The organism is Streptomyces javensis, assembly GCF_039525925.1.
Taxonomy (GTDB): Bacteria; Actinomycetota; Actinomycetes; order Streptomycetales; family Streptomycetaceae; genus Streptomyces; species Streptomyces asiaticus.
The window spans coordinates 14892-28477 of record NZ_BAAAIF010000016.1; the positions used below are offsets into that span (position 1 = coordinate 14892).

Genomic DNA, 13586 nt, shown 5'->3' on the forward strand with positions numbered 1-13586 from the left:
TCGGCATCCATGTGGCCGGGCTTTCACGGGGAACGTAGCAGCGGTTGTCGGGAGTGGGAAGAACTTGCGCCGCAATTGGCTTCGACTTTCTCCTGTCTCAGGACAAAGTAATGCGCGCACGAGTGCCCCTCGGGTGCCCGGCGACGCCTCAGCCTGGCTGCCTCAGATGCCGCATGAGCTGCTCGAACAGCGCCCAGCTCGAGGGTGAACTCCCGTCGCCGAGCGGATAGTAGAAGCCCGGACGAGCCGCGGGCCCCAGCGGCACGGGCCGGGCGGGCAGCGGTGTGCGCCGGGCGAAGGTGAGGCCGACTTCCCGCGTCTCGTCGGCCCCGAGCGCGAAACCGACCGGGACGGCGGGCGGTTCGAAGCGGGCGGGCAGGCTCAAGTCGCGGCGGGCGACCCGCAGCTGGGCCAGCAGCGACTGGAGCCCGTGCTCGGTCACCAGCGTGGCCGCGAGGTCGGGCAGGACGTCCAGCGGCGGCTTCTCGTCGGGGCCGTAGCCGAAGGCCAGCGTCACGTCCTGTTCGACGCCCCGGGCGGTCCGCTCCACGCGCAGCGTGGCGATCGCGGGCCGGTCGGCACGGCCCACCGCTACCACCCAGGTGCTCGCCGGGGCGCGGTCGCGGGCGAGGGCGGTCAGGGCCTCGCCCGACCAGGGCAGATTGACGGGCTCGGCGGTGCTCCAGCCCTCGGGTGGACCACCGGTGACGGCGGTCCAGGCCGCCTCGAGGGGCCCACCCAGGACGAGCCGCTCCTCGGCCGGCTGCACGGTGCGGAAGGACAGGGCGAGTTGGCGCTCCCCCGTGTCCTCGGCACCCTCGAGGAAGGCCCGGGCCACCGGAGTGCGCTCCGGTTCCGCCTCGACCGGGGTGAACCCCCCGTCGTGCCAGCGCAGCAGGGCGCCGGACAGCCCGTCGTAATAGCCGCCGCCCTCGTCGTCGCGCACCACCCAGCGGGACGGCGGTCCGGTGAGCGACAGGCGCGTGGGCAGGCTGAGCCGGGAGGTCGCGGGGGTCACGATCTGGACGGCGCGGTCGCTCGCGGCCGCGGCCCGTATCGCGTCCGAGAGCCAGGCCGTCATGGCCACCACGGGTCTGTCCTGGAGCACCACCGCCGTGCGCTCGGTGAGCACGTCGACGGCGGGCTGGGCCGCGGCCGGGGCGGCGGCCGCGGAACCGGCGCCGGGCCGTGCGGCCTCGGCGTCCGCCGCCGCGTCCGACGGCCAGACCGAGCCGCCGCACAGCCGGGCGAGGCGCCGCGCGAAGGACGCCGCCAGCAGCTCGGCGCGCTCCACTCCGGTGGCGGCCCTGGCCTCGGTCCACCACACGGGCACGCCGGTGTCCCCGGCCTCGGGGCCCAGCAGCCGCGCCGCCTCGCCCGCGACCCGCACCAGCAGCGGCGCCTCCACGGACACCAGCGGGCGGCCCGCCTCGTCGCACATCTGGAGCACCGCGCCCTCGCCGGCCGAGCGCACGTCGAGGTCGGGGCCCCCGGCGAACAGCCCGGCGACGAGGCTCCAGATGTCGGGCATCCGCTCGGTGAGCGCGATCACGTCCTGGGTCATCGGCCGTCCTCCTCCGGGTGCCGCTCCTGCTCCACCCATCCCGTCTGGATCAGGCGGTCGGGCTCACCACGCCGGACCAGCAGACCGCGCCCGGGCGGCTGTGCGGACGCGTACACGCCCGGGAACAGCTGGCCCTCCATCCGGTCGCCCGCCATCACCAGGGCCGATGTGCCGCTCTCTCGCAAGGTCATCAGGAACGGCTCGTACAGGGCCCGGGCGCTGCCCGCCACCCGCCGGGCGACGACAAAGTGCAGCCCGATGTCGGGTGCGTGCGGCACATACGGCAGGAAGGGCTGGAGCGGCTGCTGGCCCGCGGTGGTGAGGATGTCGTAGTCGTCGACGAGGATGACGATGCGGGGCCCGTCGTACGCCGGGCCCGCGGCGGGCGGCGGGGTGCCGGTGGTCTCGTCGGGCATGCGCTTGGCCAGCTCGCCCGCGATGCCCGCGGCGAGCCCCTCGCAGATCCGGGCGTTGTACGCATAGCCGCCCTGGTACGCCTCGGGCACCACCTCGCGCAGCCCGCGCCGCGGATCCATGATCCCGAAGACCAGCTCCTCGTCGGAGTACCGCGCTGCCAGGCCGTCGGCGATCAACCGCAGCAGATTGGTCTTGCCGCACTCGTTGTCCCCGAGGATCAGCAGGTGCTGGTCGCGGTCGAACAGGTCGAGCAGCACCGGCGCGAGCGCGGTCTGGTCCACCCCGATCGGCACCCGGCGCGGCTGGGCCGTGGCCGACGGCAGCGACCGGGCGGGCAGCCGCGCGGGCAGCACCCGGACCCGCTGCGCCGTCTCGCCCGGCCAGGCCGCGCCGATGGACCGGGCGGCCTGTTCGACGGCCGCGCCCAGGTCGGCGGTGGAGGCGCTGCCGTCCAGACGCGGGAGGGCGGTCTGCGCGAACAGCTTGCGGTCGGTCAGGGCGCGCCCGGCGTCGTCGGGGGTGAGGGTCTCGGCGAGCCTGCGGTCGACGCTGCTGTCACCCGCGTCGTTCAGCCGCAGCTCGATATGGGTGCCGAAGGTGGACTGGTGGCCGATGCGCACGTCGTTCCAGCGCAGCATCGCGGCCACCACATGGATGCCGTACCCGCCGCCGCGCTTGAGCAGGTCGCCCACGGCGTCGTCCAGGGCCTCGAAGTCGTCGCGCAGCGCCCCGAACCCGTCGATGAGGAGCACGATGTCGGTGGACGCCAACTCGGGCAGGGATCCGGCGGCGCGCAGGGCACGCAGCCGCTCCACCGAGTCGATGCCGTGCTCGCGGAAGAGCTCCTCGCGGGCATCCAGCATGCCGCGCACCTCCTCGACCGTGCGGGTGGCCCGCTCCCGGTCGGACCGCCCGGCGACGCCACCGACGTGCGGCAGCGCGGCGAGCGCCTGGAGGCCGCCGCCGACCAGGTCGAGACCGTAGATCCCGACCTCACGCGGGGTGTGGGTGAGGGCGAGGGAGAGCGCGAGGGCGCGCAGCAGCGTGGTCTTGCCGGACTGCGGGCCGCCGATCACGGCGGCGTGGCCGCCGGCGAGGGTGAGGTCGACGGTCCACTGCCCCTGCCACTGCCGTCCCGGGTCGTCCAGCAGACCCAGCGGCACCCGCATCGTCCCCGGGCGCCGGGCGAACTGCATGCCGCGGGCCGCGTCGACCTCCACCGGCCCCGCCGCACCGTCCAGCGGGAGCGCCGCGGGCAGCGGTGGCAGCCAGATGCGGCGCACCGGGTCGGCGGCGTTCCTGATCCGGCCGACCATCACGGACATCACGGTCGGCCCGGGGTCCCGGGTGCGCTTGCCCGCGCCGGGCGCGTCGTCCTCGACGGGCGCGGACTCCTCCGGCCCGGCAAGCGTGTTGTACGCCGGATAGGGGTGGATGGCGGGCCCGGCGTCCTCCACGGTGCGCAGAGCCGGGCCCCGGTACGGGCCGGAGACGTACCCGGCCTTGAACCGCTCGTACGCCGTGGTGTCGACCTTGAGGTAGCCGAAGCCGGGCAGCGGCGGCAGGTGGAAGGCGTCGGTGGTGTCCAGGACAGTGCGGCTCTCGTCGGCGGAGAAGGTGCGCAGGCCCAGCCGGTAGGAGAGATAGGTGTCCAGGCCCTTGAGCTTGCCGCCCTCGATGCGCTGGCTGGACAGCAGCAGATGGACGCCGATGCTGCGGCCGATGCGGCCGATGGACAGGAACAGATCGATGAAGTCGGGCTTGGCGGTGATGAGTTCACCGAACTCGTCGATGACGACGAAGAGATGCGGCAGCGGCTCCAGGTCGGGTCTCGTCGTTTCGCGCACCGCCGCGTAACTCGAGATGTCGGCGACGTTGCCCGCGTCCTTGAGCACCTGCTGACGGCGCTTGACCTCGCCCGCGAGGCTGGTGTGCACCCGCTCGACGAGCCCGGCCTGGTTCTCCAGGTTGGTGATGACGCCCGCCACGTGCGGCAGCCCGTCGAACGGGGCGAAGGTCGCGCCGCCCTTGTAGTCGACCAGCACCAGCGCCAGGTCCTGCGGCGGATGGCCGGCCACCAGGGCGAGGACGAGGGTGCGCAGCAGCTCGCTCTTGCCGGAGCCGGTGGCGCCGACGCACAGGCCGTGCGGGCCCATGCCCAGTTCGGCGGACTCCTTCAGGTCGAGCAGCACCGGCTCGTGGGCGTCGTTGACGCCGATGGGCACCCGCAGGAAGGAGCGCTCGCCGCGGGGCGCCCAGGCACGGGCCAGGTCCAGGGCGCCGGGGTCGTCGACGCCCAGCAGCTCGGCGAAGTCGACGGGGCCGGACAGCGGGGCGTCCACGAGGGATTCGGTCGACAGCCGCAGCGGGGCCAGCATCCGGACCAGGCCCTCGGCCCCGGCGGCGGTGACGTCGTCCACGGTGCCGTGGGCGCCCGTCGGCTGCCCGCCGCGCAGGTCCTCCACAACCACCTCGTCCTCGCCGACGGTGACGCGGATCGCCACCTCACCCGGCTCCTGCACTCGCTCGGCGACCAGGTGGAGCACGGTGACGCCCATCTCGCGGTGGGCCACGGCCTCATCGGGGCGCGGCAGCTCCCGCGCCTCCTCGCCGTGGTCATCGCTGATGACGAGCAGTCGGCTGCTGAGCCCGAGCGCGTCGGCCCCGGAAAGGCCGCGCCGTACCTCGGCCGCGTAGGCGGCGCGCTGCCGGAGGTCGCGGCCGATGAGCCGGGCGAGCTGGGGCAGGTCGGGGGCGATCCGGCGGGCCGCGACCGGTCCGTCGCGCTCCTCGGTGTCCAGCAGGTGCGGCAGCCACTTGAGCCAGGCCCAGTCCCGCTCGACCCGGTCGCCGGGGGCCGCGAGCGCCAGCGCCACGTCGTCGGGGGCGTGAGCGGCGGCGGTCTGGACGAGCAGCGCCCGCACCACCCTCAGCACCGCGTCCCGCTCCCCCACCACACTGACATTGCCCACGCGGTCCAGCGGCACGGTCAGCGGCAGATCGGTGACCAGTGCGTAGCGCCCGACCAGGGCGCCCGCCTCGTTGAGCATGAACGGGTCGGGCGGGGTGAGCACGCTGCCCGACTGCCGGGCCACGGTCAGCGGCCGCAGCGGCATCTCGCCGGTGCCGATCCGCACCCGCAGGAAGTCCGGGTCGGTGCGGCGCCGCCCCCACAGCCGGGCCGGGTCGCGCACCACGTCGTACAGGGCCTGCGGCGGCGGGTCGAGCACCCGCGCGGTGGCGCGCCAGGCCCGCTCCTCGGCGCCGAGCTCCTCACGCAGCTCCTCCAGATACTCCAGATACCGCTCGCGCTGCCGCCGGCGGGTGCGCTGCGCGCGGCCGCGCTGGGAGAACAGCAGCACCAGGGCGCCGACGACGGTGACCACGAGGACGAGGGCGCCGATCGCCGCGAACTGGCCGCTGCGCAGCACGGTCATCATGACGACCGAACTCATCACCCCGGCGATCGGCAGCAGCGACATGGCGGCCCCGGCCGCCTTGCCCTCGGGCAGGTTGGGCGGGGCCTCGATGGTGCGTGGCTCGGGCTCGGGCAGCGGGCGGGTGGTGCGGGCGGGCCGGTGCACCAGGTGGGATGTCATCGCCGTCCTCCTCTGTCGCGCACGGCGCGGTCCAGGAGCGCGGCGGCCAGGCGGCCCGCGGCCAGCCGGGTGCTGTGCGCGAGCAGCCCGGTGCGGATGGCGCCGCCCGCGGCCAGATGGCGGTCGTACGGGATGGCCATCACCTCGACCCCGCTCTCGGCGAGGTGGGCGCGGGCCGCGTCCAGGTCGAGCGCGGTGTCGGGCGAGGACTGGGTGAGGGCGACCACCGTGCCGGGCAGCATGGGCCGCGGCACCGCCGCCATCCAGTCCAGCACGGTGCGGGTGCTCGCCACGCCCTCCAGGGTGGCGGGCGCCACCAGCACCCTGGCCTGCACGGTGTCCAGGGCCGTACGCGCCAGCTCACCCGGAAGCGTCTCGCAGTCGACGACGGTGACACCGAAGTAGCGGCGCAGCGCCATGGTCACGGTGCGGTAGGCCCGGATGTCCAGCGGAGTGCCGATGCGGCCCTGGCTTCCGGGCAGCAGCCAGCCGCCCTCGGGCAGCTGGACCAGATAGCCGGTGACCTCTGCGAACTGCATCGAGGGAGTCACGATTCGGGCCACGTCCGCACACGTCCAGCGGACCGACTCGGCGCCGAGCCGGATGGGCAGGCTGCCCAGCGCCGGGTCGGCCTCCACGACGAGGACCGGGTCCTGGCGGTAGTGCGCGAAGGTGAGGTTAAGCAGCGCGGCGACCGTCGTCTTGCCCGCGCCGCCGCGCATGCTGCTCACCGCGATCTGCCGCCCGGTGGTGACCGGTTGCTGTACCGACCGGGCGACCTCGGTGGCCTCCTCCACCTCACGCGAGGCGGACGCGGCGACCAGCCGCCGCAGGGTGCGCCCGGCGCGGCGGGTAACCGGGTCGCCGCTGCGGAGCCTGCCCTGGGCGAGGGCGAGCCGAGGGTCGACGGGCGGCACGGGTGTGGGCGCGGGCAGGTGTTGGGGGCGAGCCTCGGGACGCCGGTCGGCGGGGGCGGGGGACGAGGCGGGTTCGGGGTCATCCGGGCCCGCCGCCCCGTTCACCCGCCGCGGGGCGGGGGCGGGGTCGGCCTCGGTGGCTCCCGAACCGCCGGGAGCCTCCCCAGCCCCGGGAGCGCTCGAAGCCATCAGAGCGCGCAGAGCCTTGTAGCCTTCCGAGCCCTTGGAGTCGGAGCCACCCTCCGAAGCCTTGGGCGCGTCAGCCTTGGCTGCCTCCCAGACATCAGCGGCATCCCGGGCCTTGGGGCCATGCGGACCCCCGGCAGCCTCCGGCGCCTCATGACCGCTCTTGCCGACATCCGCGGCCTCGGCGGCCCTGGAGGGCCCGGGGCTCTTGGAGGCAGGCGTGTTCCGCAACTGGTGGAGCACATCGCTCTGCCAATCCCCTGCGCCCATGGCGCCTCCCCTCGGCTCGGATACGGACAACGGTCGGCAACAACAACAACGACAACGGCCGGGATCCGGCGCTAGAACGCGTCCAGCAATCGCCCGTACACCCCGAACTCCCCGACCACCAGCGGGAACAGCACGATGACGCCGACCGCCTCGACCAGGTCCACGATCCGCCGGAGCCGGACGCGGACATGCTCGGGCGGCCGTACGGTCAGCACGCCCAGCGGGAGCAGCGCGGCGACGGCGAGCGCGGCCAGCGGCCCGTACGGTCGGCCGTCTGTGGTGTCGAGCCAGAGCGCCACCAGACGCACCACCAGCACCAGGGCCGCGGCGAGCAGCGCCACCACCTCGGCCGCCAGCGGGTACGCCCGCGACCGGGACAGCAGGACGACCGCGAGCACCGCGGTGAGCGGCACCGTCCATGGGGAGGCGTCGCCTACGGCGAGCAGCCCGGCGGCGGTGGCGGACACCGCGGTGACGAGCGTGGCGAATACCAGCCCGCGGTGGGTGGCGGCGAGCGCGGTCGCCACCTCGTGCCGGCTGACCGACGCCCCGCCCGAGCGCCGGTCGTCAAGACCGGTGAGCCCGGCGGCGGTCAGCGCGAGGCGCGGCAGAAGGCCGAGCGCCACCACGGACACCACGGCGAGCACCGCGCCCGACCGGGCCTGCTGGGCATCGGTGTGGGCCCCGTCCTGCAACGCGGCGACGACCTCCCACAGCCCGCCGGTGACCACGACGGCCCCGGCGCCGATGTACGCGCCCCGCCCGACCGTGGCCGAGGCCCCGAGCAGCAGCAGCGTCACCGCGACGGCCCCCGCCACGCCGGCGAGCCGCGCCGCGCCGCCCCAGCCGTGGGCGTCCGCGGCCGTCCAGGCGGCGAGCGCACCGAGGGCGCCGCCGGTGAGCATGAGGGTGGCGCCGGGGTCCCGGTTGCGCAGCCGGGCGGCCACGGCCCCGGCCAGCGCCGTGGCCGCCGCCGCCACGGCCAGGACGGTGGCCACGCCGGAGTCGGGGAGGCCGCGTCGCGCCAGCAGCCCGACGGCCAGTGCCAGCGCGAGGGTGGCCGTACTCGCGGTCCACTGCCGCGCCGCCGCCGACCACCGCCATGCCCGGAGGTCCAGGTCCTCGGCCACCTCGTCGGTGACGTCGTGCACCACCGGCGCCGCGGGAACGTCCCGCTCCCGCACCAGCCGCAGCACCGCGCCGTCCGGGACCGCCGCGGACGTGAGCGTGGCGTCCTGCGGCAGGACGACCCCCTCGGCGGTGACCAGATGCCGCAGCGTCGGCCGGTCCGCCACCTGGTCGTCGACCAGCCGCAACACATCCGGCAGCAGCCGGCCGACCGGTTCGTCGGCGGGCAGCACGATGTCCACCCGCCGCCGCTCCCCGACCAGCGTGACCCGGCTCAACTCGGCGCGCCGCGCCCGCTTCGCCGCCTCCACGAGTCCCCCTCCCCCGACAGGCCCTACCGGGCCGTGTCCGTCGCGGTGGACGAAGGCGTCAGCACACCCGGCCCGGACCGGCCTTGCTTGCCGATGGTGTCGGAGATGAACGACCACCCCACGCACCCGGCGCACAGCACCGCCGCGATCACGATGCCCGCGAACACCTTCCCCACGTTGTCATCCACCGACCGCCGCCCCCGCTGCGCCCCGAACAACAGCGCGTCCCGGATCCGCCGCCGCCGGACCGCCACCGACTCCAGCAGTTGACTGTCGTAGTCCCGTGCCATGATCTCCGGTCACTCCCCAAACCCAAACCCGGGCCCGTCCGCGTCCGCATAGCGCGGTCCGGACGGCCTAGTCATCCGGCATGGCCCTGTCCTGAGCCTCTCGAAGCGCGGTCCACATCTCGGCGTAACCCTGCTCGATCTCTTCCACCTCTCCGCCGGCGCGCTGAACCAGCACCAGTGACACGACGATGAAGCCCTCTGTCAGAGACCTCAAAGTCCTGTTGTTCGAGTCCTGATATCTCTTGACGAGCAGTCCGGTGAATTTCTGGAACCGCGCCACATCGACCTGGCATTCGTCCTCCACAATGGGCCCCAGACCCGAACTGTGGCCGACCAGCCGCGAAAACGCCTCGGCCTGGTCGAGAAAGAGAGTGGCGACGGAGTTCGAGGGATTCCACAAATCCCGGTCGCCGACTTGGAAGTAGCAGCTCATTCAGTCCACCTGATCTTGACTTCGATGCCCGGATGACTCGATCGCCACTGTGCGACGGCAGACTCTACAGCGGATCTGAACGCCGACGTCGCGCCTGATTCGGTGAAGTGAACGCCGATGGACGCGTCCTCGAAACCCTTCAAATGGGGGCGTGCCCTGGCGTACGCATCCAGCTTTTTGAGTACATGCTTGGTAACCCACCTACCGGTGTCGATCCGCGGATCCTGTCCGGTGGCGGTCTTCTCCTCCCACAGCGTGCCGTCCCGCACTCTGTCGATGTCCGTTATGGTGTCGGACCAGTCACTCGGATTGTCCACGACGTAGTTGGTATCCCCTTCACGCGGCGGCCGGACGCGGTTGGACAGCCCGTCAGCAGGGCCACCGGGATCGTGGGGACCACCGGAGTCGCCGGAGCCGCCCGAATCCGTGGCGCCGCCCGAGTCGGCGGAACCACCCGAATCCGTGGAGCCACCAGAGTCACCGGGGTCACCCGGATCCGTGGGGTCACCGGAACCATCGGAACCACCCGGGTCGTGTGGGCCCCCCGGACCACCGCCGCCAGGACCACTGCGGCCCGGGCCGCCGCCGCCGCCCGGAGCCGCGGGGTCGTGGGTGGGGGTGCCGGTGTCGTGGGTGGTGGGGTGGGAGCCGCCACTCGTGGTGGGGGTGTGCTTCGCGGGTGGGTCGTTCGGTGGGTTGTTCGGTGGGTCGTTCGGGTCGTCCTTGCTCGCGCGGGGGCCCAGGTCGTCGGGAGCGCGGCCCACCTCGTGGCCGGGGCCACCCACATGGGCGAGCTCGCGCTGGCGGGGGCGCTGGGCCTCGGCCAGCGCCTGCCGGTCGCCGGCGGAGGGCTCGTGCACCGGGTGGTGCACGGTGCCGTCGGGAAGTTCGAGAGCGCCGTTCTTGTGCAGGACGCTGCCGTCCGGCAGCTTGACCGAGCCGTCCGGGCGGAAGACCGTGTCGTCCGGAAGTTTGAGTGAGCCGTCCGGCAGTTCCACACCGCTGCCGCCGCGCAGGTTCTTCAGGTGGCTCACCAGGTCGCCGACCTTGAGCTTGGACAGCCCGATGCCCGCGCCCTTGAAGACGTAGGTCATCGGGTCCACGACCTTGCCGACCTTCCCCGCCACGCTGAGCGTCCGCGCGACGGCGCCCGACTTGGCGGCGGACCCCGCGCCGTCCGTGGCGATGGCCGTCAGCACGTTGAACGTGACCCCGCCCGCCGCGCGCGCCGGGTTCTTGCCCCACTCGTCCCATGCCACCATCGCCTTACCGGCGTTGATCATGGTGTGTTTGGTGCTCTTGAGGAACCCCGGCAACATGGAGTCGGGCGTCATGTACCAGCCCGGCAGCAGCGTGTTCAGCGACAGGCCCACAGCCAGCTTGCCGAGGTTCGCCCAGGAGTTCTTGAAGGCGTCCCAGCCGTCGACCCCGACCATGGTGCCCAGTCCCCGGATGGTCCCCCAGACGCCGTCGACGATGAAGCCGTCCCAGACGAAGCTCTTGATCCAGTGGCCGAACTCGTACCAGTGGTGTGTCTCCGACTCCTGAGTGCCCCAGGGCGTCTTTTCCGCGTGCTGGAAGACATCGGCCGTGTAGCCGTACATCCCCGGCTTGTGGGTGCCGTCGTCGACCACCCAGTGGGTGCCGCCGACCAGAGCACTGATCTTGTTGGCGCAGCTCCGCTCGGCAGCCTCGAACGCGGCGGTGGCCGCGCCCACATCGGCGATCAGGTCATTGTTGTGCTGGACCTTGTCCCCGTCGTCCTTCCAGTCGTCGTCACCCCCGTTCTCCCTGATGAACTCGGCCGCGTCCGTCCTGAGCCGCTTGAGCCGCTCGACGATCGGCCGCACCTCGGTGGCGTAAGCACTCAGGGCATCACTGACGGCCTCCAGCTTGGTCGCGAACCCGTCGGCTTTCTCCTTGACCGGCCTGGTGGTCGCGAACAGCTGCTCGGCCTCGGGCGCCGTGTAGTACGCCGACAGGCCCTGGAACTGGTCGTGGACCCCCTGACCGGTCTTGCGGATGTGTCCGGCGTCCGTCTTCAGCGCGGGCGCGTCCTTCTCCAACTGCTCCAGGTGTCCCGTGAATTCGGGAATGCCATCCAGACTGATCATTTCGGACCGTTCCGATGGTGCTTACCCGGAGGGTTCAGATCGGGTGCTTTCAACGCCTCGCGCTGGGCGTGCGCCGCCATGGCGAGGTCGCCCCCGACGTACTCCTTGGTGGCGGTCGCCGCGCCCTTGATCGACTTGCCGGAGCGCGCGGCGATGTACTTGATGTCGTTCTCTGTCTTCTGTTCGAACTCGACCAGGGCCGCCGCGACGGGCCCGCCCTCGGGCTTGGGCCCGCACCCCATGCTCAGCGTGCCCGCCGACTTGGCGGCACTCAGCAGATGCTTGCCGTACGACTTCGCCTGGCCCTCGATGTCGTCGGCGACACGTCCGGTCTTGAGAAGGACACCGCGCACCCCACTGGTGTCGATGTCCCAGCCGTCGTCAGGTTTTCCCACCACGTCCCCCTTTCAGCCTCAACGGCGCGCGGTGTCGCGCGAGTTCAGCCGATGGCGTCCACCGCGGCCTTGGCCCTGGACAGCGTCTGCTGGGCGGTCCCGTCGTTCTTCTCCAGAGTGGACTTCACCAGCTGGATGATCTGCCGCACCTCGGCGGCGGACTTGTTCCACCGCGCTTCCTTGCCGTGGTACTCGTCCGCCACACCGTCGGCGGTGAAGTCCGCCATGGCCGCCTTCACCGCCCGGTCCCGATCGGTGAGCACCCGCTCCAGCTGCCCGATCACCACGCCGAGGCTTCCCTGCACCTCACCCGACGCCCCCGTGTCGTAGCTGCGCCGATCCTGATTTCCCATCGCTCGTCACCCCCGCCGTGTTCACCGGCCGCTGAAGCGGGCCGCGTCGAAATTGGCCGCGGCCATGGTCTGCCGCGCGTTGTCCGCCGACTCCACGTCACCGCTGCCGAATGCCTTGTCCATCCCGGACTGGCCGCCCAGGATGTCCCGCAGTGAGCCGTTGAGCGCCGCGGTGATCTCGTCCGCGTTCTGCTTGAACTGGTCGAACGCCGCCTTGCCCGCGCCGTTGAAGCGGCCCTCCAACGGCTGTGCCGCGGCGATCAGTTGGCGGATGAGCGCCCCCAGGTCATCACTCGATCCGGATGTCTGGGAGGCCAGCGTTGACAGCGTGGAACTGCCCATGTCGAACTTCACGAACCCACCCCCGTCGGGTAGTCGCCATGGTTCCGTCGAGCGGGCCCCGCAGCGGAGACCCGACCCACCTCAGTATGGCCCCGGGCACCGACAGTGCCGCCACCGCTTTGTCACAGCCGGTCGCCCAACTCGTAACAGACCCCGCGGCGGCGCGCCACTACGATCACTGATCATGGAGACAGCGGCGTACATCGCGATCGTGGCCCTCATACTTCAGTATCCGCTGCTGGAGTCGAGGATCCAGAAGATCCAGCGCAGGGCGGACCGCATCGAGCGCAAGCTGGATCTCATCCTCGGCCATCTGGACATCCAGGTGGCGGAGCCCGGCATGGAGCGGGTGGTGGCCCTGGTGCGGCAGGGCAAGAAGATCGAGGCCATCAAGGTCTACCGGGAACTCACCGACGCCGGCCTCAAGGAGGCCAAGGACGCGGTCGAGCGCATGGAGATGGCCTGAAGGCCGCGGCGCCGGGCGGACCGGCGGACCGCGGATCGGCGGACCGGCGGACCGGGTCAGGGGCGCTCGCGGTCGTGGTAGGTGTGGCGGGTGTGTTCGGTGTGGGCGCGCATGACGGCCGTGGCACCGTGTTCGTCGCCCGCGGCGATGGCCGCGATCAGCTCGCGGTGCTCGATCCAGGACTGCTTGCCGCGCTGGCGGGCGACCGGGGTGTAGTACCAGCGGACCCTGCGGTCCACCTGGGCGGCCAGTTCGGACAGGACCACGTTTCCGGCGAGCTCCATCACCTTGGCGTGGAATTCGGCGTTGGCCGCGACCGCGCCGTCCACATCGTCGTCCAGGACCGCGCGCTCGCCCTTCGCGCACAGGGCCTCCAGGGCGGCGACGCCGGCCTCGTCGGCCCCGGCGGCGGCCAACCGGGCGGCCTCGGCCTCCAGGAGCGTGCGCACCGTAAGGAGCTGATCGGCCTCCTCCTCGGTGGGCTCGTGGACGAACGCGCCCTGGGCGGGCCGCAGATCGACCCAGCCCTCGGTGTTGAGCCGCTGGAGGGCCTCCCGCACAGGCTGGCGGGAGACGCCGAGATGGCCGGCGAGCTCGCTCTCCACGAGGTGCTGGCCGGGGCTGAGGGCGCGGGTGGTGATGAGTTCGAGCAGTGCCTCGTAGACGCGCTCGCGGAGCGGCCCGGGCCGCTCCAGCTTCGGCACCGCGCCCTGCGGTAGTCCCCTGGACAGCATCGCGCCCCCTCTGGCTCGCCGTTCACCGAATATCCGGATTCACCGGATGCGTGAATTGGTTATTGTC

Annotated in this window: 12 protein-coding genes; 1 reads left to right on the forward strand and 11 read right to left on the reverse strand. The window is 72.5% G+C overall.

What is annotated here, in order from left to right; translation table 11 throughout:
• Window positions 1–148 precede the first annotated feature (148 nt).
• The 10 genes from ABD329_RS16800 to ABD329_RS16845 form a co-directional block, all read right to left on the reverse strand.
• A complete protein-coding gene (locus tag ABD329_RS16800) occupies window positions 149–1564 on the reverse strand; it encodes a DUF6177 family protein (RefSeq protein WP_344316557.1) in 1416 nt (471 codons plus the stop codon).
• Window positions 1561–5580, reverse strand: coding sequence for a type VII secretion protein EccCa (gene eccCa / locus ABD329_RS16805; protein ID WP_344316558.1), 4020 nt, complete (start codon window positions 5578–5580; stop codon window positions 1561–1563). Before eccCa ends, ABD329_RS16800 begins: the two co-directional genes overlap by 4 nt.
• On the reverse strand, window positions 5577–6953 hold the full coding sequence (locus ABD329_RS16810; RefSeq protein WP_344316559.1) for a type VII secretion protein: 1377 nt from the start codon (window positions 6951–6953) through the stop codon (window positions 5577–5579). Before ABD329_RS16810 ends, eccCa begins: the two co-directional genes overlap by 4 nt.
• A gap of 71 nt (window positions 6954–7024) precedes the next feature.
• A complete protein-coding gene (gene eccD / locus ABD329_RS16815; RefSeq protein WP_344316561.1) occupies window positions 7025–8392 on the reverse strand; it encodes a type VII secretion integral membrane protein EccD in 1368 nt (455 codons plus the stop codon).
• 23 nt (window positions 8393–8415) lie between these two features.
• Window positions 8416–8682, reverse strand: a complete 267-nt coding sequence (locus ABD329_RS16820) for a hypothetical protein (RefSeq protein ID WP_198281959.1) — start codon at window positions 8680–8682, stop codon at window positions 8416–8418.
• Window positions 8683–8749: 67 nt separating this feature from the next.
• Window positions 8750–9115, reverse strand: a complete 366-nt coding sequence (locus ABD329_RS16825; RefSeq protein ID WP_198281958.1) for a DUF6086 family protein — start codon at window positions 9113–9115, stop codon at window positions 8750–8752.
• Window positions 9112–11229 carry a hypothetical protein gene (locus ABD329_RS16830; RefSeq protein ID WP_344316563.1) on the reverse strand — a complete coding sequence of 706 codons (2118 nt, stop codon included), beginning with the start codon at window positions 11227–11229 and terminating at the stop codon, window positions 9112–9114. Before ABD329_RS16830 ends, ABD329_RS16825 begins: the two co-directional genes overlap by 4 nt.
• A complete protein-coding gene (locus tag ABD329_RS16835; RefSeq protein WP_214665078.1) occupies window positions 11226–11624 on the reverse strand; it encodes a DUF6507 family protein in 399 nt (132 codons plus the stop codon). Before ABD329_RS16835 ends, ABD329_RS16830 begins: the two co-directional genes overlap by 4 nt.
• A 44-nt stretch (window positions 11625–11668) precedes the next feature.
• A complete protein-coding gene (locus ABD329_RS16840) occupies window positions 11669–11977 on the reverse strand; it encodes a pore-forming ESAT-6 family protein (protein WP_198278343.1) in 309 nt (102 codons plus the stop codon).
• A 21-nt stretch (window positions 11978–11998) separates the two neighbouring features.
• Window positions 11999–12331 (reverse strand): hypothetical protein, encoded by a 333-nt coding sequence (locus tag ABD329_RS16845; RefSeq protein WP_198278342.1) that lies wholly within the window; start codon window positions 12329–12331, stop codon window positions 11999–12001.
• 172 nt (window positions 12332–12503) lie between these two features.
• On the opposite strand from ABD329_RS16845, the gene ABD329_RS16850 reads away from it, so the two are divergent.
• Complete coding sequence (locus ABD329_RS16850) at window positions 12504–12785, forward strand: ribosomal protein L7/L12 (RefSeq protein WP_198278341.1); 282 nt, start codon at window positions 12504–12506, stop codon at window positions 12783–12785.
• A gap of 56 nt (window positions 12786–12841) precedes the next feature.
• On the opposite strand, the gene ABD329_RS16855 is transcribed toward ABD329_RS16850, so the two are convergent.
• Window positions 12842–13519, reverse strand: coding sequence for a GntR family transcriptional regulator (locus ABD329_RS16855; RefSeq protein WP_198278340.1), 678 nt, complete (start codon window positions 13517–13519; stop codon window positions 12842–12844).
• Window positions 13520–13586 lie beyond the last annotated feature (67 nt).

Bases quoted from the DNA above. Each gene is read 5' to 3' on its own strand.
- eccCa (WP_344316558.1), bottom strand. From the start codon at position 5,580: ATGACATCCCACCTGGTGCACCGGCCCGCCCGCACCACCCGCCCGCTG.
- ABD329_RS16820 (WP_198281959.1), bottom strand. From the start codon at position 8,682: ATGGCACGGGACTACGACAGTCAACTGCTGGAGTCGGTGGCGGTCCGG.
- ABD329_RS16810 (WP_344316559.1), bottom strand. From the start codon at position 6,953: ATGGGCGCAGGGGATTGGCAGAGCGATGTGCTCCACCAGTTGCGGAAC.
- ABD329_RS16840 (WP_198278343.1), bottom strand. From the start codon at position 11,977: ATGGGAAATCAGGATCGGCGCAGCTACGACACGGGGGCGTCGGGTGAG.
- ABD329_RS16855 (WP_198278340.1), bottom strand. From the start codon at position 13,519: ATGCTGTCCAGGGGACTACCGCAGGGCGCGGTGCCGAAGCTGGAGCGG.
- ABD329_RS16830 (WP_344316563.1), bottom strand. From the start codon at position 11,229: ATGATCAGTCTGGATGGCATTCCCGAATTCACGGGACACCTGGAGCAG.
- ABD329_RS16850 (WP_198278341.1), top strand. From the start codon at position 12,504: ATGGAGACAGCGGCGTACATCGCGATCGTGGCCCTCATACTTCAGTAT.
- ABD329_RS16800 (WP_344316557.1), bottom strand. From the start codon at position 1,564: ATGACCCAGGACGTGATCGCGCTCACCGAGCGGATGCCCGACATCTGG.
- ABD329_RS16825 (WP_198281958.1), bottom strand. From the start codon at position 9,115: ATGAGCTGCTACTTCCAAGTCGGCGACCGGGATTTGTGGAATCCCTCG.